At 59.7% G+C, this 20,295-nt stretch carries 23 protein-coding genes; 21 read left to right on the plus strand and 2 right to left on the minus strand.

The window, feature by feature from the left end:
* Positions 1-49: 49 nt before the first annotated feature.
* Positions 50-496 (minus strand): hypothetical protein, encoded by a 447-nt coding sequence (locus tag CKW23_RS26160; protein WP_074568910.1) that lies wholly within the window; start codon positions 494-496, stop codon positions 50-52.
* 254 nt (positions 497-750) lie between these two features.
* Between CKW23_RS26160 and CKW23_RS06600 the strand changes: the two genes are divergently transcribed.
* Positions 751-1,152 (plus strand): PAAR domain-containing protein, encoded by a 402-nt coding sequence (locus tag CKW23_RS06600; protein WP_038400145.1) that lies wholly within the window; start codon positions 751-753, stop codon positions 1,150-1,152.
* A gap of 42 nt (positions 1,153-1,194) precedes the next feature.
* Here the strand turns inward: CKW23_RS06600 and CKW23_RS06605 are convergent, their stop codons facing one another.
* On the minus strand, positions 1,195-1,974 hold the full coding sequence (locus CKW23_RS06605; RefSeq protein WP_025258167.1) for a ParA family protein: 780 nt from the start codon (positions 1,972-1,974) through the stop codon (positions 1,195-1,197).
* Positions 1,975-2,308: 334 nt separating this feature from the next.
* Here CKW23_RS06605 and CKW23_RS06610 point away from each other — a divergent pair, with 334 nt between their 5' ends.
* Genes CKW23_RS06610 through CKW23_RS06705 form a run of 20 tightly spaced genes read left to right on the plus strand, consistent with a single transcriptional unit; the run spans position 2,309 to position 20,289 of the window.
* Entirely contained in the window at positions 2,309-3,028 is a 720-nt protein-coding gene (locus tag CKW23_RS06610; protein WP_025258166.1) for a beta-ketoacyl synthase chain length factor, read from the plus strand.
* A complete protein-coding gene (locus CKW23_RS06615; protein ID WP_025258165.1) occupies positions 3,004-3,816 on the plus strand; it encodes a 1-acyl-sn-glycerol-3-phosphate acyltransferase in 813 nt (270 codons plus the stop codon). Before CKW23_RS06610 ends, CKW23_RS06615 begins: the two co-directional genes overlap by 25 nt.
* On the plus strand, positions 3,791-4,051 hold the full coding sequence (locus CKW23_RS06620) for a phosphopantetheine-binding protein (protein ID WP_025258164.1): 261 nt from the start codon (positions 3,791-3,793) through the stop codon (positions 4,049-4,051). The genes CKW23_RS06615 and CKW23_RS06620 overlap by 26 nt, the downstream gene beginning before the upstream one ends.
* 9 nt (positions 4,052-4,060) lie before the next feature.
* On the plus strand, positions 4,061-4,315 hold the full coding sequence (locus tag CKW23_RS06625) for an acyl carrier protein (protein ID WP_025258163.1): 255 nt from the start codon (positions 4,061-4,063) through the stop codon (positions 4,313-4,315).
* A complete protein-coding gene (locus CKW23_RS06630) occupies positions 4,312-4,857 on the plus strand; it encodes a membrane protein (RefSeq protein WP_025258162.1) in 546 nt (181 codons plus the stop codon). Before CKW23_RS06625 ends, CKW23_RS06630 begins: the two co-directional genes overlap by 4 nt.
* Positions 4,858-4,867: 10 nt before the next feature.
* A complete protein-coding gene (locus CKW23_RS06635; RefSeq protein WP_177434629.1) occupies positions 4,868-6,556 on the plus strand; it encodes an acyl-CoA synthetase family protein in 1,689 nt (562 codons plus the stop codon).
* Entirely contained in the window at positions 6,549-7,283 is a 735-nt protein-coding gene (locus CKW23_RS06640) for a glycosyltransferase family 2 protein (RefSeq protein WP_025258160.1), read from the plus strand. The genes CKW23_RS06635 and CKW23_RS06640 overlap by 8 nt, the downstream gene beginning before the upstream one ends.
* Complete coding sequence (locus CKW23_RS06645; protein ID WP_025258159.1) at positions 7,280-8,224, plus strand: glycosyl transferase; 945 nt, start codon at positions 7,280-7,282, stop codon at positions 8,222-8,224. The genes CKW23_RS06640 and CKW23_RS06645 overlap by 4 nt, the downstream gene beginning before the upstream one ends.
* Complete coding sequence (gene hutH / locus CKW23_RS06650; RefSeq protein ID WP_095067273.1) at positions 8,205-9,752, plus strand: histidine ammonia-lyase; 1,548 nt, start codon at positions 8,205-8,207, stop codon at positions 9,750-9,752. The genes CKW23_RS06645 and hutH overlap by 20 nt, the downstream gene beginning before the upstream one ends.
* Positions 9,742-10,167 carry a thioesterase family protein gene (locus CKW23_RS06655; RefSeq protein ID WP_095067274.1) on the plus strand — a complete coding sequence of 142 codons (426 nt, stop codon included), beginning with the start codon at positions 9,742-9,744 and terminating at the stop codon, positions 10,165-10,167. Before hutH ends, CKW23_RS06655 begins: the two co-directional genes overlap by 11 nt.
* Positions 10,164-10,775, plus strand: a complete 612-nt coding sequence (locus CKW23_RS06660) for an outer membrane lipoprotein carrier protein LolA (RefSeq protein WP_025258156.1) — start codon at positions 10,164-10,166, stop codon at positions 10,773-10,775. Before CKW23_RS06655 ends, CKW23_RS06660 begins: the two co-directional genes overlap by 4 nt.
* Positions 10,759-13,080: an MMPL family transporter gene (locus CKW23_RS06665; protein ID WP_025258155.1), complete on the plus strand. Its 2,322-nt coding sequence runs from the start codon at positions 10,759-10,761 to the stop codon at positions 13,078-13,080. Before CKW23_RS06660 ends, CKW23_RS06665 begins: the two co-directional genes overlap by 17 nt.
* Positions 13,077-14,249 (plus strand): sodium:proton antiporter, encoded by a 1,173-nt coding sequence (locus CKW23_RS06670; RefSeq protein ID WP_025258154.1) that lies wholly within the window; start codon positions 13,077-13,079, stop codon positions 14,247-14,249. Before CKW23_RS06665 ends, CKW23_RS06670 begins: the two co-directional genes overlap by 4 nt.
* A complete protein-coding gene (locus tag CKW23_RS06675) occupies positions 14,236-15,483 on the plus strand; it encodes an NAD(P)/FAD-dependent oxidoreductase (protein WP_025258153.1) in 1,248 nt (415 codons plus the stop codon). Before CKW23_RS06670 ends, CKW23_RS06675 begins: the two co-directional genes overlap by 14 nt.
* The gene (locus CKW23_RS06680; RefSeq protein WP_025258152.1) at positions 15,480-16,214 is read left to right on the plus strand and encodes a class I SAM-dependent methyltransferase; all 735 of its coding nucleotides are present in this window, start codon (positions 15,480-15,482) and stop codon (positions 16,212-16,214) included. Before CKW23_RS06675 ends, CKW23_RS06680 begins: the two co-directional genes overlap by 4 nt.
* Entirely contained in the window at positions 16,211-16,693 is a 483-nt protein-coding gene (locus CKW23_RS06685) for a hypothetical protein (RefSeq protein ID WP_095067275.1), read from the plus strand. The genes CKW23_RS06680 and CKW23_RS06685 overlap by 4 nt, the downstream gene beginning before the upstream one ends.
* Positions 16,690-17,886 carry a beta-ketoacyl-[acyl-carrier-protein] synthase family protein gene (locus tag CKW23_RS06690; protein ID WP_095067276.1) on the plus strand — a complete coding sequence of 399 codons (1,197 nt, stop codon included), beginning with the start codon at positions 16,690-16,692 and terminating at the stop codon, positions 17,884-17,886. Before CKW23_RS06685 ends, CKW23_RS06690 begins: the two co-directional genes overlap by 4 nt.
* A complete protein-coding gene (locus CKW23_RS06695) occupies positions 17,883-18,338 on the plus strand; it encodes a hotdog family protein (RefSeq protein ID WP_095067277.1) in 456 nt (151 codons plus the stop codon). Before CKW23_RS06690 ends, CKW23_RS06695 begins: the two co-directional genes overlap by 4 nt.
* A complete protein-coding gene (gene fabG, locus CKW23_RS06700; RefSeq protein WP_095067278.1) occupies positions 18,335-19,063 on the plus strand; it encodes a 3-oxoacyl-ACP reductase FabG in 729 nt (242 codons plus the stop codon). The genes CKW23_RS06695 and fabG overlap by 4 nt, the downstream gene beginning before the upstream one ends.
* Positions 19,063-20,289: a beta-ketoacyl-ACP synthase gene (locus CKW23_RS06705; protein ID WP_095067279.1), complete on the plus strand. Its 1,227-nt coding sequence runs from the start codon at positions 19,063-19,065 to the stop codon at positions 20,287-20,289. Before fabG ends, CKW23_RS06705 begins: the two co-directional genes overlap by 1 nt.
* Positions 20,290-20,295 lie beyond the last annotated feature (6 nt).

Genomic DNA, 20,295 nt, shown 5'->3' on the forward strand with positions numbered 1-20,295 from the left:
AACTCGTACCGAAAACAGCTCCCTGTTCCCGGTACGAAAACCGAAAGCCCTATCTCATTACAAACTCAACCGTCCATTCATGCGTAGAGCTGTTGACAGAAACTATTCTTGCATCACAACGCGCACCACCACTTGCCACAGCCTCCTTGATCCACTTGGGCGCTCTCACGCCACGGGTATGAGCCATGATATAAGTCGATTTAAATTTACATTCTTTAACACCCGCCCTGTAGCGAACAAACGCATGACTGGCATCTGGAGAAAGACGCCCCTGAACAACATACTTATCCGTAGCGCCTGCTGAAACACTATTTAGCGGCGCTGACCTTGCAAAACTCCTGGTCAACCCCTCATTACTATCAATGGGGCTATATACCGCAGGCGACGAACCACTGTTCTTGAAAACAACTGTCACCGACGGTCCTGCCTGCGCCATACCTGCTGCAATAAATGCGGCAACAGCCACGACCCTTTTAATAACTTTTAGACCTCTCATTCCTTGATACCTTTTTTGTTAGTTCCTGCAAAAAAGGTTAAAGACACGGAGCGCTTCGTTCAACTACCCGATCGGATAACCCGAAAGGATAGGTTTTTCGCATAAAAATACTCTGTAGGAGCGAATTCATTTGCGAACAAAACAGAATTCACTTATTTGTTTGTAGGACTTTTCCTTAATATTAATTGTTGCCCCCTGAAACATCGTTTTGCGCCTAACCTCTGCACTTTCCAAAAGACAGAGGAATGCAGGTCATGTCATTTTTAGTCAGGGAAGGCGATCCAACCACCACGGGTGGTTTCGTGCTGTCAGCCTCAGCAACAGAATTGATAGATGAGCGCAGGGTCGCGCGCATGGGCGATCCGGTGTGGTGCCCGGCATGCAAGAGCGTGGGCTACATCGCCCAGGGGAATCCGACCTATATCAATGGCTGTGTTGCCGTTGCCACGCACGGGCATGAGGTGAAATGCGGATGCCGACCTGGCGACAATCGACTGACAGCCTCTCAGGAACACTCCAGGGCCGACATGGAGGCAACCATCAGCATTCCACCGGAAATGGCCGAAAAGGCGCTGGTGAATGCCGAGCAGATCATCAGCTCGATCAAGGCCGGTACCTTTTCTTCCCCGCTCTTCAAATCCGATGCGCCGGGCTAATGCCTGCCGGAATGGGGTTTTGCACCCCATTCCGGTCCATCTTCAAGCCTGAGCTCTGGTTTCCAGCCAATGGTGCAGGTCAACGAATTGCTGCGTCAGCTTGTGGCGAGGGTCGAAATGAATCAAAGGTATGCTGGCATGATGCGACTCGCGCATTTTCACCGAGGCACTGAGGTGAATCGGCAAGACCGGCAGTCCCTCGGCAATCAGTTCGTCGATCATTTGCTGGGGCAGGCTGGCACGAGGCTGGAACTGGTTGACGATGATCCCTTCTACTTCAAGGCCGTCGTTATGATCTTCCTTGAGTTCCTCGACTTCATGCAGCAAGCCATACAGGGCCTGACGCGAAAAGCTGTCGCAGTCGAAGGGAATAAGTACACGATCAGCCGCGATCAGTGCCGAAACGGCGTAGAAGTTCAAGGCCGGCGGGGTATCCAGATAAATACGCTCGTAATCGTCGCTCAGTTCATCCAGCAACTTTCGCAGCTTGTTGATCTTGTGCTTGGCCTCAAGCTTGGGCTGAAGGTCGGCCAGCTCTGCGGTCGCGGTCACCACATGCAGGTTGTCGTAAGGCGTTTCATAGATATCGACATGGTTCTTCCTGCCAAACGGCGCGGAAGAAAGCGTCTGCTTGAAGAACTCGGCAATCCCCATGGGAATATCGTTGCCCGTCAGGCCGGTGAGGTATTGGGTCGAATTGGCCTGGGCGTCCAGATCGATCAACAGTGTTCGGTAACCTTCGCTGGCACTGACCGCTGCCAGATTGCAGGCGATGCTGGACTTGCCGACACCCCCTTTCTGATTGAACACCACGCGACGCATGCAATAACTCCTCGTTCAGTGAAGAAACACCCTGCAATGCCGATAAGGCCCACAGGAAGTCCGAGTCTAGGCAATCCATATGACAAGGGCGAGTTTTCCACAGGACTGAAGCCCACTGAGGTCTCGCATACCTGCAATATGGCTCTGATAAAGCATCAAAAAAGCGCTTATTGACGTAAAAAAAGCATTTGCAAACAAATAATGTGTAACAAATTTGCTACTCATACGGGCCATCAGGATAATGCGCGCAATCAGTCGGAATTACATATCAAGACTGCTGTCGCTCGCCTGAAGCAGCAACAAGAAGTAGCCCGCAGGGGCGGGAAGAGAAGTTGTGATCACATTCAACATCGCACAATGGCGTGCCTGGGCCCCTGGCCTGGCAAGCGTCGACGACTGGCAGCAGTGGAGCCGCAATCCGACGCTTTTACAAAGCAGCGATGCGGCCCCCGACGTCTCTTTCCTTCCCGCCATGCAGCGCAGACGCCTGAGCAGAATGGCGCGCATGGCATTCACGGTGGGCTGGCCATTGGCTGAAGGCCACGAGCGGCTGCCTCTGGTATTCGTGTCGCGCCATGGGGAAACGCCCCGCACTTTTGATATATTGCGCGACCTTGCGGCAAACGAGCCGCTATCTCCGACACAATTCAGCCTTTCCGTACACAACGCCGTGATTGGACTGTGGTCGATCATGCGTGGAGAAACCTGCGAAATGACCGCCCTGGCCGCGGCAGGCGACGGTCTGGAGCACGGGATATTCGAAGCAGTCACGCTGTTGGCCGAAGGCAGCAGCGCCGTGCTGGTGGTGGTGACCGAAGAACAACCACCGCAAGCCTACGCGCAATGGATCGATGACGTGCCCTTCCCCTATGCCGTTGGCCTGCTGCTGACCCCGGGCGATGAATGGCAGCTGTCTCTGGGTGGCGATGTCCAGGCCACCGAGCGAAGCCAATGGCCTCATGCCCTGAATCTGTTACGCGCTCTGAACACCAACCAATCCGTTTGCCAACATCTCTGGAATAACCGGTTATGGAACTGGCAACGCAACCTCTGAAAAAAGGCCGGGACGCTTACTACTGGCGTCTGCTGGCCACCGGAATCAGTTTTGCCCTGTTCGGGTTGAGCGGGCTGTGCCTGCGCCTGTTCGTTTTTCCGGTGCTGGGTTGCCTGCCTGGGGATAAAGCCAGCCATCAGCGCCGCGCCCGACGCACCATCAGCCGTCTGTTCTGGCTGTTTATTCGCATCATGGCGCGCATGGGTGTCCTGACCTATGACGTACAAGGTGCCGACCGCCTGGGCCGCCCAGGGCAGATGATCATCGCCAACCACCCTTCGTTGATCGATGTGGTGTTCCTGATCGGGCTGGTGCGCGATGCCAATTGCGTGGTCAAGCGCAGCCTGTGGGACAACCCCTGCACTCGCGGCCCCGTTCGCTCCACAGGCTACATAAGCAACGACGGCAGCATGGACATGCTCGACGCGGCCGTCGACCGCCTGCAGACAGGCCAGACCCTGATCATTTTCCCGGAAGGCACCCGGACCCAGCCGGGCATGGCGCCCGCCTTTCACCGAGGTGCAGCCGCTATCGCCCTGCGCGGTGCCAGCATGATTACGCCGGTCATCATCCAGGTCAGCCCGACCACCCTGACCAAGGCCGAGCCCTGGTACCGGATCCCCCAACGCCGTGTGCATTTCACCCTGCGCGTCGGCGAAGACATCGATCCCGACAGTTTTGCTGCACTTGGCCCGCCGCCACTGGCGTCGCGCAAACTCAACGATTACCTGCATGCGTATTTCATCAAGGAGCTCGCCATAGATGAGCGATCTACACCGGGACATTAAGCAACTGATCATCGATGCCCTGGGCCTCGAAGACATCACCCCACACGACATAGGCAACGACCAGATTCTCTTTGGCGAAGGCCTGGGACTGGACTCGGTCGATGCGCTGGAACTGGGGCTGGCGATTCAGAAGCGCTACGGCATCAAGATCGATGCCGATGCAAAAGACACTCGCAATCACTTCACCTGCGTGGACAGCCTTGCGGCCTTCGTCAGCGCCAGACAATCGGCCTGAGGACTGAACATGCAAACCCGCGAAGACATTTTCGAGACCCTGCGTGCGTCCATGGTCGAGTTGTTCGAGCTTGAGCCGGAGCGCGTCACCCTGCAAGCCAACCTGTATCAGGAGCTGGAAATCGACAGCATCGATGCCGTAGACCTGATCGACCACATCAAACGCAAGACCGGCAAGAAAATCGCCGCAGAAGAGTTCAAGTCGGTAAGAACGGTCAACGATGTAGTCGAAGCCGTCTATCGCATGACCAATCCAGCCGAATGAAACGGCTGATTGGCCCCGGTCTGCTACTGATCGGTGTGCTCTACCCGTTTGCCGTGTATTGGGGCACGGAGCATTTCGCGCCCTGGCAGTTCGCCCTGTTACTGGGTGGCCTGTGGCTGACACGCGCCCTGACGAGCGAAAGACATGCAGGCACTCTGGCAATGGCAATTGCTGCACTCGTGTTCTGCCTGTTGCTGGGCGTACTGGACAGCCCGCTTCTGCTGCGCTGGTATCCGGTGCTCATCAGCCTGTTCATGCTGTGCCTGTTCGGCTCAAGCCTGATGTATGGCATGCCCCTGGTGGAGCGACTGGCGCGCTTGAAAGAGCCGGAGCTACCCGAAGTTGCTGTCCGCTATACGCGCCAGGTCACTCAGGTCTGGTGTGTGTTCTTTCTGGGCAACGGCCTGATCGCAGCAGCCTTGACGCTTTGGGCACCGCTGTCATGGTGGGCGCTGTATACCGGCCTTATTTCCTATGGACTGATGGGCCTGCTCTTCGCAGGCGAATTGATAGTCCGCCGACGTGTTCGAGGCGGAGCATGAAATGGATCGCATGAACTGGTTAAACCTCGAAAACCTGCTGCTCGCCCCCTCGAAGGATCGACTGCTGACACAAGAACCCGCCCTCGATCATGCTCAATTCTGTGAGCAGGCATTACGTCTGGCTGCCGGTTTGCAGGCCCGGAACATCAAGCGACTGGCCGTACACCTTGAAGACGCAGGCGATCTGTCCATTGCGCTGCTCGGTGCCTGGCGCGCGGGTGTGGAAGTCTTGCTGCCTGCCGACCTGCAGGGCCAGACCCGCCAACGCTGGGCAAAGCATGTGGACATGTGGCTGACCGATCAGGCTGGCGATACAAAGCCGCAGCAGTTGCAGGACGCGGCATCCCTTGCACCCATGACACTGGATCTGGACGAATGTCGCCTGAGCCTGTGTACTTCGGGCTCAAGTGGCGAACCCAAACTGATCGAAAAGCGCCTTCGGCAACTGGCCAATGAAGTCCAGGCGCTGGAGCAACTCTGGGGTGAAGAACTGGGTTCGGCCTGCATCATCGGTAGCGTGGCATCGCAACATATCTATGGCTTGTTGTTTCGCGTGCTGTGGCCTTTGTGCGCTGCTCGTCCGTTCGTACGCAAACAACTGCCTTTCCCGGAAGACCTGCAACGCGCCAGCCGCGAATACCCGGCTTTTGCCTGGGTCGCCAGCCCGGCACTGCTCAAGCGCATGGGCGACAACCTGGACTGGTCCTGCCTGAGCTCCGTACGCCGGGTGTTTTCATCCGGCGGTGCATTACCAGCCGATGCCGCTCAGAGCCTGCAGCAACGCCTGGGGCAATGGCCCACCGAGATTCTCGGCAGCTCCGAAACAGGCGGGATCGCCTGGCGTCAGGGCGAAAGCCTCTGGCAGGCGTTCGATGGCGTACAACTGAGTCAGAACAGCGATGGCGCGCTGTGCATTCGTTCGCCCTACATGCCCGCCGATCATGTCGAACAGACTGCCGATGCTGCCCGCATCGATGAAGATGGCCGTTTCGAGCTGCTGGGGCGCCTGGACCGCATCGTCAAACTTGAAGAAAAACGCATTTCCCTGCCGCTTCTGGAAGAAGCCCTCATGAGTCATGAGTGGATCAACGAAGCGCGCCTGGGAGTCGTTCAGGAAAGCCGGGCATCGCTGGGTGCCTTGATTGTGTTGAGCCCGAGCGGAATGCATGCGCTACGCAACCAGGGTCGACGTGCCTTGACCCAGAGCCTTCGCCAGCACCTGAGCCCCCATTGCGAGGCCATTGCCCTGCCGCGTCGCTGGCGCATGCTGCGGCACCTGCCATTCAACGCCCAAGGCAAGCTGCCGCAGGCGCAAGTCCAGGCGCTGCTTCTGGCACCGCGCCCCAAGAAACCGGAACTGCTGGAACAGCAAACCGTCGACGCTGAACTGCACCTGGACCTGCTGGTTCCGCCGGACCTGGCGTATTTCAGCGGGCACTTCCCTAAAATCCCGGTGTTGCCAGGCGTGGTGCAGGTCGAGTGGGCAATGCATCTGGCCCGGCAACTGCTGGAGGTGCCGCCGGTGTTCGCGGGCATGGAAGTGCTCAAGTTCCAGCAACTGGTGCGTCCGGGCGACCGGATCAAGCTGACTCTGCGCTTCGACAGTGAACGCTCCAAGCTGTACTTCGCCTTCACCAACACCGACAACGCTCCCTGCTCCAGCGGCAGAATTCTCTTGAAGGCCAGCCAAGATGCATAACCCCTGCGCCGTTATCCCGGTGTTCGATCATGAACTGGCCGTGCCCGATGTCGTCAAGGCACTGCGAGCAGCCGGGTTGCCGTGCGTTCTGGTCGATGATGCCAGCAGCCCGAGCTGTGCGGCTGTGCTGCAATCGCTGGCGGAAAACGATCAGGTCTTTCTGGTCACCCTTCCGGTCAACCAGGGCAAAGGCGGCGCGGTCATGGCCGGGTTGCGGGAAGCTTCGCGACTGGGTTTCAGCCATGCACTGCAAGTCGATGCAGATGGTCAGCATGACCTGAGCGATGTCGCGGTCTTTCTGGACAACTCGCGCCTCTACCCGGAGGCGATCATCTGCGGCTATCCCGAGTATGACGCCAGCGTTCCGAAAGGTCGGCTGTATGCCCGCTACCTGACCCATGTATGGGTCTGGATCAATAGCCTGTCATTGCAGATTCGCGACTCGATGTGCGGTTTCCGGGTGTATCCATTGCCGCCGGTCCTGAAATTGATCGACTCGGTACACGTCGGCAAACGCATGGACTTCGACCCTGAAATTCTGGTGCGTCTGTCATGGCGCAAGCAGCCGATGCGCTGGTTGCCGACTCGGGTTCACTACCCCCAGGACGGGCTGTCGCACTTCCGGCTATTCCATGACAACGCACTGATTTCGCAAATGCATACCCGGCTGTTCTTCGGCATGCTGCTGCGTCTGCCACTGATCCTGTGGCGGCGGTTGAAGCCATGAGTGACAACCCGCAAAAACAGCACTGGGCTCACCACGAAGAGCGCGGCAGCTTTCTGTTGATGAAACTCACCGCCTGGGGCGTGCGTGTGCTGGGCCGGCGTGTGCTCAGCCCGGTGCTGTACGGCATCGTTCTGTACTTCTTCCTGTTTGGTCGCCAGGCTCGCCGAAGCATCCGGGAATATCAGCAACGACTGGCGGACTGGAGCGGCAAACCTGAGCTGCGCCCCACTCATTGGCGGGTTTTCGGCCAGTTCATGGCCTTTGCCGATGCCTTACTGGACAAGCTCGACGTCTGGAACGGCAAGCTCGGGATCGAACAGATTGAAATCGTCGACCCTGCACATCTTCGCGATCAACTGCGGGGCGAACGTGGGCAACTGCTGGTCGGGGCGCATCTGGGCAACCTTGAAGTCTGCCGGGCGCTGGCCGAGCTGGGTGAAAAAGTCACCATGAATGTGCTGGTGCATACCAAGCACGCCGAACGTTTCAACCGTCTGCTGGGGCAGGCCGGCGCCACCAACCTGCGTCTGATCCAGGTCAGTGAGCTGGACCCGGCAATCATGCTGCAACTGAGCCAGCGCCTGGATGAAGGCGAGTGGCTGGCCATTGCCGGAGATCGCGTCACCCTGCACGGCGGGCGCAACGTGCAGGCTGACTTCCTCGGCCAACCGGCAAGCTTCCCCCAGGGACCATGGTTACTGGCCGGGCTGCTCAAATGCCCGGTCAATCTGTTTTTCTGCCTCAAGGGCCCGAAGGGTTACCGAGTGATTCTCGACCCCTTTACCGATGCCATTCACTGGCGCCGCAGCGACCGCGCCGAAGTGATTGCCCATTGGGCCAGCCGCTATGCCGAACGTCTTGGGCACTATTGCCTGGAGGCTCCGCAACAGTGGTTCAATTTCTACCCTTTCTGGAAGTCCGATGACGAATCAAGCTCCTGACACGGTCATGTTTGGCGAACGCGCACTGCGTATCGAGGACGTTCTGGCCTTGGCCAATCGCCAGGTTCCTACGGCCCTGCAAAACGACAGCGCCTTTCGGGAGCGCATCGCCAAAGGCGCGCAGTTCCTTGATTCCCTGCTGGACAAGGAAGGCGTGATCTACGGCGTCACCACCGGTTACGGTGACTCCTGCGTGGTCGCCGTGCCGTTGCAGCACGTCGAGGCCCTGCCCCGTCACTTGTACACCTTTCACGGCTGCGGCCTGGGCAAGCTGCTGGATGCACAGGCCACCCGTGCGGTCCTGGCAGCGCGCCTGCAATCCTTGTGTCACGGGGTTTCCGGTGTACGCGTCGAACTGCTGGAGCGCCTTCAGGCGTTCATCGACTACGACGTCTTGCCGCTGATCCCGGAAGAAGGCTCGGTAGGCGCCAGCGGTGACCTGACACCCCTTTCCTATGTGGCAGCCACCTTGTCCGGCGAACGTGAAGTGATGTTCCGTGGCGAGCGACGTCAGGCCAGCGATGTACATCGCGAACTGGGTTGGCAACCGCTCCAGCTCAGGCCCAAGGAAGCACTGGCACTGATGAACGGCACCGCCGTCATGACCGGTCTGGCCTGTCTGGCGTTCGCCCGCGCCGACTACCTGCTGCAACTGGCAACCCGCATCACGGCCCTGAATGTCGTGGCGCTGCAAGGTAACCCGGAGCATTTCGACGAGCGCCTGTTCGCCGCCAAGCCTCACCCGGGCCAGACTCAGGTGGCCGCCTGGTTGCGTCAGGACCTGGCCATCGATGCGCCTACCGCGCCGCTGCATCGTCTGCAGGATCGCTACTCGCTGCGTTGCGCGCCCCATGTACTGGGTGTGCTGGCCGACAGCCTGAACTGGTTGCGATCGTTCATCGAAACCGAGTTCAACAGTGCCAACGACAACCCGATCATCGATGCCGAAGCCGAGCGTGTTCTGCATGGCGGGCACTTCTACGGCGGGCATATCGCCTTTGCCATGGACAGCCTGAAAACCCTGGTTGCCAACGTCGCCGATTTGCTGGACCGGCAACTGGCGTTGCTGGTGGACACACGCTACAACCATGGCCTGCCGAGCAATCTGTCCGGCGCCAGCAGCGAACGGGCCATGCTCAATCACGGTTTCAAGGCCGTGCAGATCGGTGCCAGCGCCTGGACCGCCGAAGCCCTTAAAAACACCATGCCCGCCAGCGTGTTCTCGCGTTCGACCGAATGCCACAACCAGGACAAGGTCAGCATGGGCACGATTGCTGCCCGGGATGCCATCCGCGTACTGGAACTGACCGAGCAGGTCGCCGCCGCCACACTGATCGCCGCCAATCAGGGCGTCTGGCTGCGCAGCCAGGCAGATGACGCACGTCCATTGCCACCGGCACTGGCCGCCATGCACGAGCAACTGGCTCAGGACTTCCCGCCAGTCATAGAGGATCGCGCACTGGAAGCCGAACTGCGCCTGTGCCTGAATCGCATCGCCAACCGCCACTGGAGGTTGCATGCGCAGTAAGGGATTCATTCACGTCGACACTGAAGTGTTGGTGCCGTTTTTCGATGTCGACATAATGAACATCGTCTGGCACGGCCATTACGTCAAATACCTGGAAGTCGCTCGCTGTGCGTTGCTGGACCATATCGGCCACAACTACACCCACATGCTGGAGTCCGGCTATGGCTGGCCCGTGATCGACCTGCAACTGCGCTACATGCGTGGTGCCGTGTTCGGCCAGAAACTGATCGTGCGCGCCAGTCTGGTGGAGTGGGAGAACCGCCTGAAGATCAACTACCTGATTACCGACGCCAGTACCGGGGAGCGCATGACCCGCGCCAGTACCGTGCAAGTCGCCGTGCATGTGGAAAGCCGCGAGATGCAACTGGCTTCACCTCAGGTCTTTATCGACGCCATTCAAAAGGCCCTGCCATGAATCGTGCTCTGCGGGCTTTGTGCCTGCTCGGTCTGATGTGCCTGCCGTCACTGGCTCTGGCGTTCGATCTACAGCAACTGAGCGATCAGTTGGCCAAACCTGTCGTGGTACAGGGCAACTTCGTTCAGGAAAAACACCTGCGCGCCCTGCCGCAACCTTTGCTCAGCAAAGGCCGCTTCGTCCTGTCCAGAGAGTTCGGCTTGCTCTGGCTGCTGGATACGCCACTGAAACAGGATTACCGCATCACGCCTGCCGGTATCGCACGCCGCGAAACACCGGGCAGCGGCCTCTGGAAACTCCTGCCGGGCAAGAGCGCGGGGGCCGAACAGAACCGTCTTTTTCTCGCCGTATTGCAAGGCGACAGCAGCGGCCTGCAACGGGACTTCGAGCTGCAATTGAAAGGCGATGCACAGGCATGGCACCTCACACTCATCCCGCGCTCGCTGCTGCTGCAACAGGTCTTCAAGCAGATCAATATCGACGGCGGCGAACTGGTCAACCGTATCGAATTGCTGGAAACCCAGGGCGACAGCACTGTTCTGAAAATGCTCGACAGCAGCAGCTCCCAGGCCTTGACCGACGTGCAGCGCAATGACTTCAGCAACTGAACGCCTGCTGCCGCGCCTGTTCCTGCTGATCCTGGCAGGCGTTCTGGCCCTGGCCGGGTGGCAGTGGCATGACCGCTCTCCGCTGTCGGCCAACCTCATGGAGTTGGTCCCCGGCACCAACACCGATGCCTTGGTACTGCGCGCCGAACAACGGATGCAGGAACCGCTCAACCGGGAAATGCTAGTACTGGTCGGACATGCCGACCGACAACAGGCCATCGAGCTGGCGCGCCAGTTGAGCGATCAATGGCAAGCCAGCGGGTTGTTCGAGAAGGTGCAATGGTCGCTGCAAGCGGACCTGCCGGCCTTGCGTAACCAACTGTTGCAAGGTCGACTGGCAATGTTGCCAGACGCAGACCGCAACGTGCTGATCAACGATCCACAGGCCTTCATCGATCAGCGCGTACAAAGCCTGTTCGATCCATTTGCCGGGTTCAGTCTGGTGGCGAGTCAGGACGACTGGCTGGGCCTGACCGGGCGGATTCAGAACGGGCTGCCGAAACAGGGCTCGGTCCAGCCAGATCTGGCCAGCGGCGCATTGATTGCCGTGGCCGATGACAAAAGCTGGGTATTGCTGCGCTCACGCACTCGCAGCGATGCATTCGATATGCACCTGCCCACCCAGGTCGCGAACCTGCTGGACGCTGCTCGCGAACAGGCCAGACAGGTCGACGGCCAGTTACTGGCAGCCAGCGGCCTGCTGTATGCCGCCAATGGTCAGAAACAGGCCAGCCGGGAAATCACCTGGGTGGGTGGCGGTGCGACGGTGGGCATTCTGTTGCTGCTGTTGCTGGCTTTCCGGCGCTGGAAAGTGCTTTTGGCCTTCGTGCCGGTACTGGTGGGCATGCTGTTCGGCGCCGTAGCCTGCGTGGCGTTTTTTGGCAGCATGCATGTCATGACGCTGGTGCTCGGCTCCAGCCTGATCGGCGTGGCTGTGGACTACCCGCTGCACTATCTGTCCAAAAGCTGGAGCCTGAAACCCTGGCGGAGCTGGCCTGCCTTGCGACTCACATTACCCGGCCTGAGCCTGAGCCTGATCACCAGCTGTATTGGCTATCTGGCCCTGGCCTGGACGCCATTTCCAGCCTTGACGCAAATCGCCGTGTTCTCGGCTGCCGGTCTGATCGGAGCCTATCTGACTGCGGTTTGCCTGCTGCCTGCGTTGCTCGCCAAGGTCGAAATCCATCCCGCACAATGGCCTCTGGCTCTGGCACAACACCTGCTCGATTGCCGCGAAGCCTTGCTGCAACGCATCAGTACTCCCGTACTGTTGGCAGTGCTGTTGGCGTTCTGTGCAACAGGCTTGTGGCAACTGACCACTCGGAACGATATCCGCCAATGGGTTTCGGCGCCTCAGGCACTGACAGACGAAGCCCAAGCCATCGCCCGCATCACCGGCTACCAGCCCACCAGCCAGTTCTTTCTGGTTCGTGGCAAGGATGAGCAGCAATTGCTGGAGCGCCAGTCGGCACTCACCCAACGACTGGAACAACTGGTCAATGTCGGCAAGCTGCAAGGCTACATGGCGCTCAATCAACTGGTCGCATCACCCGCCGACCAGCAAGCCACACGCACTGCACTCTCCCGCCTGGAGCCGCTTTGGCAGCCTCTGGTCCAACTGGGCGTATCGGCCAGCGCATTGCAGGCCGAGCTGGCCCGACTGCAAGCGCTGCCCTCACAAAGTATCGACCTCGCCCTCACCGGACCTCTCAGCGAACCCTGGCGCACGCTCTGGCTCGGCCATGACGATAACGGCGTGGCCGGCATCGTAAGTTTGCGAGGCCTGAACGATCCCGCTCTGCTGAAGACTCAGGCGCAAGGGCTGGAAGGTGTACAACTGGTGGATCGCCTGGGCGAACTCAACAGCGTATTCGCCGCCACCCAGATCAGCGCCGCCGAACTGAAACTGCTTTCCTGCGTACTGATCGTCCTGTTGTTGTTCCTGCCGTTCGGCCTGGGCGGAGCCTTGCGAATTGTTGCCCTGCCCTTGCTGGCAGCCCTGTGCAGTCTGGCAAGCCTGGGCTGGCTCGGCCAGCCGCTGACCCTGTTCAGCCTGTTCGGCCTGCTGCTGGTGACGGCGATCAGTGTCGATTACGCCATTCTCATGCGCGAGCAGATCGGCGGCGCTGCCGTCAGCCTGCTGGGCACCTTGCTGGCCGCCATCACCACATGGCTTTCATTTGGTCTGCTGGCGATCTCCAGTACCCCGGCCATCAGCAATTTCGGGCTGTCCGTCAGCCTTGGGCTGGCTTTCAGTTTCATCCTTGCTCCCTGGGCAAGTCCGAAGAAGGAGCATCGTTCGTGATGATCCTTCTATTCTGGCTGATGGCGCTATTGGCCTTTGCCCTGGCAACCTGGGCGGGTCAGCGACTGGGCCTGATTCCCATCGTCAGCCAGTTGCTGCTGGCGACCTTTGGCTTGCCACTGCTGATGCTGTTCTGGATCGAGCCGCACTGGCAACTGAGCGGCGCACAACTGGTGTCGCCGGCCTGGCTCAAGACCTTGTACAGCCTGGCCTTCGCGATAGTCCTGGGGCATATCCTCAGCGATGTCATCGACGCCAGACTGGACCGCCAGAGCCTGAAAGTCGCGATCCCCAGCTTTCTGGTGCCCTTTGTGGCAGGGCTGGCCTGTGCGCTATGGCTGCTTGCGGATCAATCCTGGCTCGGCTCGCTGGCCATTGGACTGGTGTTCGCCATCACCGCGATCCCGGTGCTTTATCTCTACCTGCAACACATCGGCTACCCGCCCCAGGCGACACGCCGTCTGGTACAAACCGCGATCCTTATCGATCTGGCCTGCTGGAGCCTGTTCGCCCTGGGCCAGGGCAGCCTGAAACCCGCCAGCCTGTTACTGCCGTTGCTGGGAGCCTGCATTCCCTTGCTGTTTCGCCTGCTGGGCCTGCGCCAGCCGTTGCTCTACAGCCTGACGTTCTTTGCAATGCTGGTGGTAGCCGAGCACTACAAACTTAACGCGCTGATCTTCGGCATTGGCTATCTGCTGTACATGTCGCGCCTTGGGCAAACCTGGAGGCTGCCGCTGCCTGCTGCCCTGTTCAAACGCTTGCAGAACCAGCTGGCGATACCGTTGCTGCTGACCTTCGGCATTGTGCAAATCGACATCCACAGTGCCATGAGCACCCTGAGCGGGCTGCAACTGGCCGCGCTGATCATCATTCCCATCGTCAGCAAGATGCTGGGAAACTGGATCGGTCTGCGCTGGGCTCCACCCTCTTTTGCAGGCGCAAGCCGCTGGCGCGAAAGCGTGCTGCTGAATATCCGCGGGCTGAGCGAAATCGTCTTTCTCAATCTTCTGCTGCAACAGCAACTCATCAGTCCGGCGCTGTATTTCGCGCTGATGCTGATGAGCCTGCTGGCGACGCTCATGCCTGCCCTGACCGGCATGGGTCGCAAACCGTTGCCGTCCTCCCTGACCACCGACCAACCGATAAGGAACTCTTGTGCCCCTCACTGACATGGAAAATCGGCAGGTTGTCGTCATTGGTGCAGGCCCTGCCGGGGCGATTGCTGCCGCGCTGCTCAAACGCAAGGGCCACGATGTTCTGATCATCGAACGCCAGCTGTTTCCACGCTTCTCGATTGGCGAAAGCCTGCTCTCCCATTGCCTGGACTTCGTCGAAGAAGCCGGCATGCTCGAAGCAGTTGAGGCGGCCGGATTCCAGAAGAAAAACGGTGCAGCCTTTGCTGTCGGTGATCAGTACAGCGATTTCGATTTCGGTGACACGTTCAGCAACGGCAAACCCACGACCTTTCAGGTCCAGCGCAGTGAGTTCGACAAGCTGCTGGCCGATCAGGCAGCGCTGCAAGGTGTTGAAATCCGCTATCAGCAGGAAATCATCAACGCCGACTTCAGCGCCCCGCAACCCATCCTGAGCGTTCGTCGTGAAGACGGCAGCGAGTACAGCGTGCAAACCCTGTTCGTGCTCGATGCCAGCGGTTATGGCCGCGTCCTGCCGCGCTTGCTGGACCTTGAAGCGCCGTCCGGCTTCCCGGTGCGCCAGGCCGTGTTCACTCACATCGAAGACCATATCGAAAGCCCGCCCTTCGACCGTGAAAAGATCCTGATCAGCATTCATCCCGAACATCGGGACGTCTGGTTCTGGTCGATTCCGTTCAGCAATGGTCGCTGCTCCTTGGGCGTGGTTGCGTCGGCTGAGCGCTTCAAAGATAAGCCGCAGGACCTGGACGACTGCCTGCAAGCATTCGTCGATGAAACGCCACAGCTCAAGAAGGTGCTGAAAAATGCCGTCTGGGATACACCGGCACGGACCATTGGTGGTTATTCAGCCAACGTCAAAACCCTGCATGGCCCCGGCTTCGCACTGCTGGGCAACGCGGCGGAATTTCTCGACCCGGTGTTTTCGTCCGGCGTGACCATTGCCATGCGCTCGGCCAGCATGGCCGCCAACCTGCTGAGCCGACAGTTGCAGGGCGAAAGCGTGGACTGGGAAACCGAATTTGCCATCCCGCTCAAGCGTGGTGTCGATACCTTCCGCGCCTATGTCGAGGGCTGGTATGACAACAGCTTTCAGGACGTCATTTTCTATCCCGACAGTACCCCGGACATCCGCCGTATGATCAGCGCCATCCTGGCCGGTTATGCATGGGATGAACGCAATCCCTTTGTCAGCGAGCCCAAACGCCGGTTGCGCATGCTGGCCGAGTTCTGTGCGAGTAACGCCTCATGAACCAGCCATTCCTGAGCGACAGCTATGTCGAAGAAACCCGTTTCGGTTTCTGGTTCCTGCGCAGCCACACCTGGCAGCATCACGTGCTGCGGGTTGCGATCAATGATCTGCGCACGCTGTTCAACGGCCAGCCACCTGAAGCACCGGTGCTGCTGGATGCCGGGTGTGGGCAAGGCAAGTCATTCCAGTACCTGCGCCAGGTCTTCGCACCTTCACGCCTGCTGGGTGTGGACGCCGACCCGCACAGTCTGAAGATGAGCCGTGAAGAAGCTCGCCGCCAGGGTATCGATATCGAGCTGATCGGCAGTGATTGCGCCGCCCTGCAATTGCCGGATGCCAGCGTCGACATGCTGTTCTGTCACCAGACCTTTCACCATCTGGTCGAGCAGGAAAAAGCCATTGCCGAGTTCTATCGCGTGCTCAAACCGGGCGGCTATCTGCTGTTCGCCGAATCCACCGAGGCCTATATCGATACCTGGGTGATTCGCTGGTTGTTTCGCCACCCCATGCATGTGCAGAAAAGCGCAGCGCAGTATCTGGAGATGATTCGCGGCCAGGGCTTCGAGTTTGAAGCCGATAATGTCTCGTACCCGTATCTGTGGTGGAGCCGTGCAAAAGACTTCGGCTTGCTGGAGCGCCTGAAACTGCTCAAGCCCAAGCCGTTCGGGCAACGCGAAGAAACCCTGGTCAATGTCGTGGCCCGCAAGCCTCTGACCGGCGAGTCCTCATGATCCGCGCATGGTTTCTAGTGCTTCTGTTGCTGGGCGGCTGTGCCAGCCAGGCACCGCTGCCTGCGGCCATGCCGTCGTTGCAGTTGCCGATGCAGCTGCATATCCAGCGTGAGCAGGCCGATCAGCGTCAGGACTGGCTGTTGATCATCCAGGGTGAGAATGCCGGGTTGCGCTGGTCCTTGATGGACCCGCTGGGCATTCCCCAAGCGCGCCAGTTGCTGATTCAGGGCAAGTGGCAGGCCGATGGTCTGCTGCCGCCGAACCCGGAGGCTCGCGAACTGTTTGCAGCTCTTCTCTTTGCCCTGACACCGAATGAAAAGCTGCCCGTCAGTTATCCTGCTGCGCAGAATCAGGATACGCAGCGCCGCCTCAATGACCGCTGGCGGGTTGACTACCGTTCTGCCACTGTCTTTACGCTGAAGCTCAAGGAAGGGCTGAGTTATGAAATCACCCCCTTGAATGTCGAGACCTCAAAATGACTGCCTACCTCAATGCCATGGGGCTGATCTGTGCCCTGGGCAATGGTCCTGAAGAGGTGTCGCGCAAGCTGTTCGCTGCCGACAGTTCGGGGATGGTTGCAGAGAACGGCTGGGTGCCCGATCGGGTATTGCCGGTCGGCGCAATCAAAGATGCCCTGGCTCCCATCCCGGCGTCACTGAGCGCACAGGGCAGTCGCAATAACCAATTGTTGCTGACCGCCGCCCTGCAGATCGAAAGCGATATCCGTCAGGCCATCGAGCGTTATGGCGCCGAGCGTATCGGGGTGATTCTGGGGACCAGCACCTCGGGTATCGACGAAGCCAGCAACAGCATGGCGACCTGGCTGCGCGACCAGAGTTTCCCCGAGCATTACGACTATCAGCAGCAGGAGTTGAGCGCACCGGCGACCTTCCTGGCGTCCTGGCTGGAACTGCGCGGCCCGGCCTATGTGATTTCCACCGCCTGCACCTCCAGCGCACGCGCCTTGCTCAGCGCACGACGGGCGCTGGACATGGGTCTGTGCGATGCCGTCCTGTGTGGCGGCGTGGACAGCCTCTGCAAACTGACGCTCAACGGTTTTTCGGCGCTGGAAGCGGTGTCGCAACAGCGCTGCAATCCATTTTCCGTCAACCGCGACGGCATCAATATCGGCGAAGCGGCAGTTCTGTTCCTCATGACCCGTGAAGCCAGCGGCACGCACTCGATCGCCCTGCTGGGCGCTGGTGCCAGTTGCGACGCTCATCATATTTCCGCGCCTGAACCCGGCGGTCGTGGCGCACGACAAGCCATGCAACAGGCACTGGACAATGCCCGGCTCGTTGCCGGTCAAATCGGCTATCTGAATCTGCACGGCACTGCGACCCAGCACAATGACGCCATGGAAAGCCTGGCCGTGCAGGCGGTATTCCCCGACGGTGTTTCGTGTTCCTCGACCAAACCCCTCAGCGGCCATACCCTCGGTGCCGCGGGTGCCCTGGAGGTCGCCTTCTGCTGGCTCACTCTTGCCCCGCAGAACCATGAACGGGCCTTGCCTCCTCATCTTTGGGACGGTCAGGCCGATCCATTGCTGCCAACCCTGCAATGGACACTGCCCGGCGCACAACTGGCGCCCACTGACTCCCGCTACATGATGAGCAATTCCTTTGCTTTCGGCGGCAACAACATCAGCCTGATTATCGGAGATGCACCATGATCGATTGGCCGCTCGCCGAGTTGATTCCCCATGCTGCCGACATGATCCTTATCGATCAGGTCCTGAGCTTTGACGAAGAACAGATCCAGACCCGCGTCACCGTGCGCCCCGATGGCTTGTTCAGCCAGCCGGATGGCAGCCTGCCCGCCTGGCTTGGCGTAGAACTGATGGCACAGAGCGTTGCAGCCTATGCCGGTTGTCAGGCACGCCTCAAGGGTGAGCCTGTCCAGCTGGGCTTCCTGCTTGGCAGCCGAAAGTTCGAATGCAACGTCGGGCATTTCCCCGCTGGCAGCGAACTGACGATCCAGGCCACCCGCTCATTGCAGGACGACAGCGGCATGGGTGTCTTTGAATGCAACCTGACCGGCCCGGACATCCAGGCCTTTGCCCGCCTCAGCGTCTATTGCCCACCCAACGCCGCCCAATACCTGACCGAAGGAGCCCTGGCATGACTGAATCAATACTGGTCACCGGCTCCAGCCGTGGCATCGGCCGCGCCATTGCACTGCGTCTGGCACAGGCCGGATATGACCTGGTCCTGCATTGCCGTAGCGGTCGCAGTGAAGCAGAAGCCGTTCAGGCCGAAATCATCGCGCTGGGACGCCAGGCCCGCGTGCTGCAATTCGACGTGAGCGACCGCGCTGCCTGCAAGGCAATTCTCGAAGAGGACGTTGAAACCCATGGCGCCTATTACGGCGTCGTGCTCAACGCCGGCCTGACTCGCGATGGTGCCTTTCCGGCACTCAGCGAAGAAGACTGGGATCAGGTACTGCGCACCAACCTCGATGGTTTCTACAACGTGCTGCACCCGGTCATGATGCCGATGATTCGCCGTCGTGCAGCAGGCCGGATTGTGTGCATCACGTCGGTGTCCGGCCTGATCGGCAATCGCGGGCAGGTCAATTACAGCGCTTCCAAGGCGGGACTCATCGGTGCAGCCAAAGCTCTGGCCATCGAACTGGGCAAACGCAAGATCACCGTCAACTGCGTGGCACCGGGCCTGATCGATACAGCAATGCTGGACGAAAACGTTCCGGTGGACGAACTGATGAAAATGATCCCGGCACAGCGCATGGGCACGCCTGAAGAGGTGGCCGGCGCGGTGAACTTCCTGATGTCCTCTGAGGCCGCCTACATCACTCGCCAGGTCCTGGCCGTCAACGGAGGCTTGTGCTGATGAAGCGCGTAGTCGTTACCGGCATGTCCGGCATTACTTCACTGGGCAGCGACTGGGCCAGCATCGAAGCCAACTTCACCGCCAACCGCAGCGGCATCCGGCGCATGGGCGAGTGGGACCGTTTCCCCGAACTCAATACACGACTGGCCGGACCTGTCGATGATTTCACGGTGCCCGAACACTGGACCCGCAAGCAGTTGCGCAGCATGGGCCGGGTATCGCGCATGGCGGTGGGTGCATCGGAAAAAGCCCTGATCGACGCAGGCTTGCTGAATGACCCGATCATTCGCGACGGGCGCATGGGCACTGCATGCGGCTCCTCAACCGGCAGCACCGACGACATAAAAGCGTTCGGTAACATGCTGCTCAACTCCGTAGCCGAAGGCCTGAACGCCAACTCCTACGTGCGGATGATGCCGCACACCACGGCAGCCAACATCAGCATCTTCTTCGGCCTGACCGGACGCCTGATCCCGACCTCCAGCGCCTGCACCAGCGGCAGCCAGGGCATCGGCTACGCCTATGAAGCGATCAAGTTCGGACGCTTGCCGCTGATGCTGGCAGGCGGCGCGGAAGAGCTGTGCCCTACCGAAGCCATGGTTTTCGATGCGCTGTACGCCACCAGCCTGAAAAACGACGCACCACACACCAGCCCAAGGCCTTACGACAGCGGTCGAGATGGCCTGGTGATTGGTGAAGGTGCCGGCATGCTGGTGCTCGAAGAGCTTGAACATGCGCTGGCACGGGGTGCGCATATCTATGCGGAAATCGTCGGGTTCGGCAGCAATGCCGATGGCGCCCACAGCACACGCCCGGAGCAGATCACCATGCGTCGCGCCATGGAGCTGGCTCTGGAAGATGCGAACCTGCCGCCAGAGGCTGTCGGTTACGTCAACGGCCATGGCACCGCCACCGAACAGGGCGATATCGCCGAAACCCTGGCGACCAGCAGCCTCTTCGGGCCACGCATCCCGATCAGTTCGCAGAAGAGCTTTTTCGGTCACACGCTCGGCGCGTGCGGGGCGCTGGAGTCATGGTTCAGCATCGAAATGCTCAATCGCGACCGCTACATCCACACCCTCAATCTCGACAGTGTCGACCCGCAATGTGGCGAACTGGATTACCTGATCGGTGAACCCCGGCAGATGAACAACGAGTATGTGATGAACAACAACTTTGCATTTGGCGGGGTCAACACGTCGCTGATTTTCCGCCGCTGGCACTGAATAGAT

This window comes from Pseudomonas sp. Irchel 3A18 (assembly GCF_900187465.1).
In the GTDB taxonomy this organism is placed as follows: domain Bacteria; phylum Pseudomonadota; class Gammaproteobacteria; order Pseudomonadales; family Pseudomonadaceae; genus Aquipseudomonas; species Aquipseudomonas cichorii.

Bases quoted from the DNA above. Each gene is read 5' to 3' on its own strand.
- CKW23_RS26160 (WP_074568910.1), bottom strand. From the start codon at position 496: ATGAGAGGTCTAAAAGTTATTAAAAGGGTCGTGGCTGTTGCCGCATTT.
- CKW23_RS06600 (WP_038400145.1), top strand. From the start codon at position 751: ATGTCATTTTTAGTCAGGGAAGGCGATCCAACCACCACGGGTGGTTTC.
- CKW23_RS06605 (WP_025258167.1), bottom strand. From the start codon at position 1,974: ATGCGTCGCGTGGTGTTCAATCAGAAAGGGGGTGTCGGCAAGTCCAGC.
- CKW23_RS06615 (WP_025258165.1), top strand. From the start codon at position 3,004: ATGGAACTGGCAACGCAACCTCTGAAAAAAGGCCGGGACGCTTACTAC.
- CKW23_RS06620 (WP_025258164.1), top strand. From the start codon at position 3,791: ATGAGCGATCTACACCGGGACATTAAGCAACTGATCATCGATGCCCTG.
- CKW23_RS06625 (WP_025258163.1), top strand. From the start codon at position 4,061: ATGCAAACCCGCGAAGACATTTTCGAGACCCTGCGTGCGTCCATGGTC.
- CKW23_RS06630 (WP_025258162.1), top strand. From the start codon at position 4,312: ATGAAACGGCTGATTGGCCCCGGTCTGCTACTGATCGGTGTGCTCTAC.
- CKW23_RS06635 (WP_177434629.1), top strand. From the start codon at position 4,868: ATGAACTGGTTAAACCTCGAAAACCTGCTGCTCGCCCCCTCGAAGGAT.
- CKW23_RS06640 (WP_025258160.1), top strand. From the start codon at position 6,549: ATGCATAACCCCTGCGCCGTTATCCCGGTGTTCGATCATGAACTGGCC.
- CKW23_RS06645 (WP_025258159.1), top strand. From the start codon at position 7,280: ATGAGTGACAACCCGCAAAAACAGCACTGGGCTCACCACGAAGAGCGC.
- hutH (WP_095067273.1), top strand. From the start codon at position 8,205: ATGACGAATCAAGCTCCTGACACGGTCATGTTTGGCGAACGCGCACTG.
- CKW23_RS06655 (WP_095067274.1), top strand. From the start codon at position 9,742: ATGCGCAGTAAGGGATTCATTCACGTCGACACTGAAGTGTTGGTGCCG.
- CKW23_RS06660 (WP_025258156.1), top strand. From the start codon at position 10,164: ATGAATCGTGCTCTGCGGGCTTTGTGCCTGCTCGGTCTGATGTGCCTG.
- CKW23_RS06665 (WP_025258155.1), top strand. From the start codon at position 10,759: ATGACTTCAGCAACTGAACGCCTGCTGCCGCGCCTGTTCCTGCTGATC.
- CKW23_RS06680 (WP_025258152.1), top strand. From the start codon at position 15,480: ATGAACCAGCCATTCCTGAGCGACAGCTATGTCGAAGAAACCCGTTTC.
- CKW23_RS06685 (WP_095067275.1), top strand. From the start codon at position 16,211: ATGATCCGCGCATGGTTTCTAGTGCTTCTGTTGCTGGGCGGCTGTGCC.
- CKW23_RS06690 (WP_095067276.1), top strand. From the start codon at position 16,690: ATGACTGCCTACCTCAATGCCATGGGGCTGATCTGTGCCCTGGGCAAT.
- CKW23_RS06695 (WP_095067277.1), top strand. From the start codon at position 17,883: ATGATCGATTGGCCGCTCGCCGAGTTGATTCCCCATGCTGCCGACATG.
- fabG (WP_095067278.1), top strand. From the start codon at position 18,335: ATGACTGAATCAATACTGGTCACCGGCTCCAGCCGTGGCATCGGCCGC.
- CKW23_RS06705 (WP_095067279.1), top strand. From the start codon at position 19,063: ATGAAGCGCGTAGTCGTTACCGGCATGTCCGGCATTACTTCACTGGGC.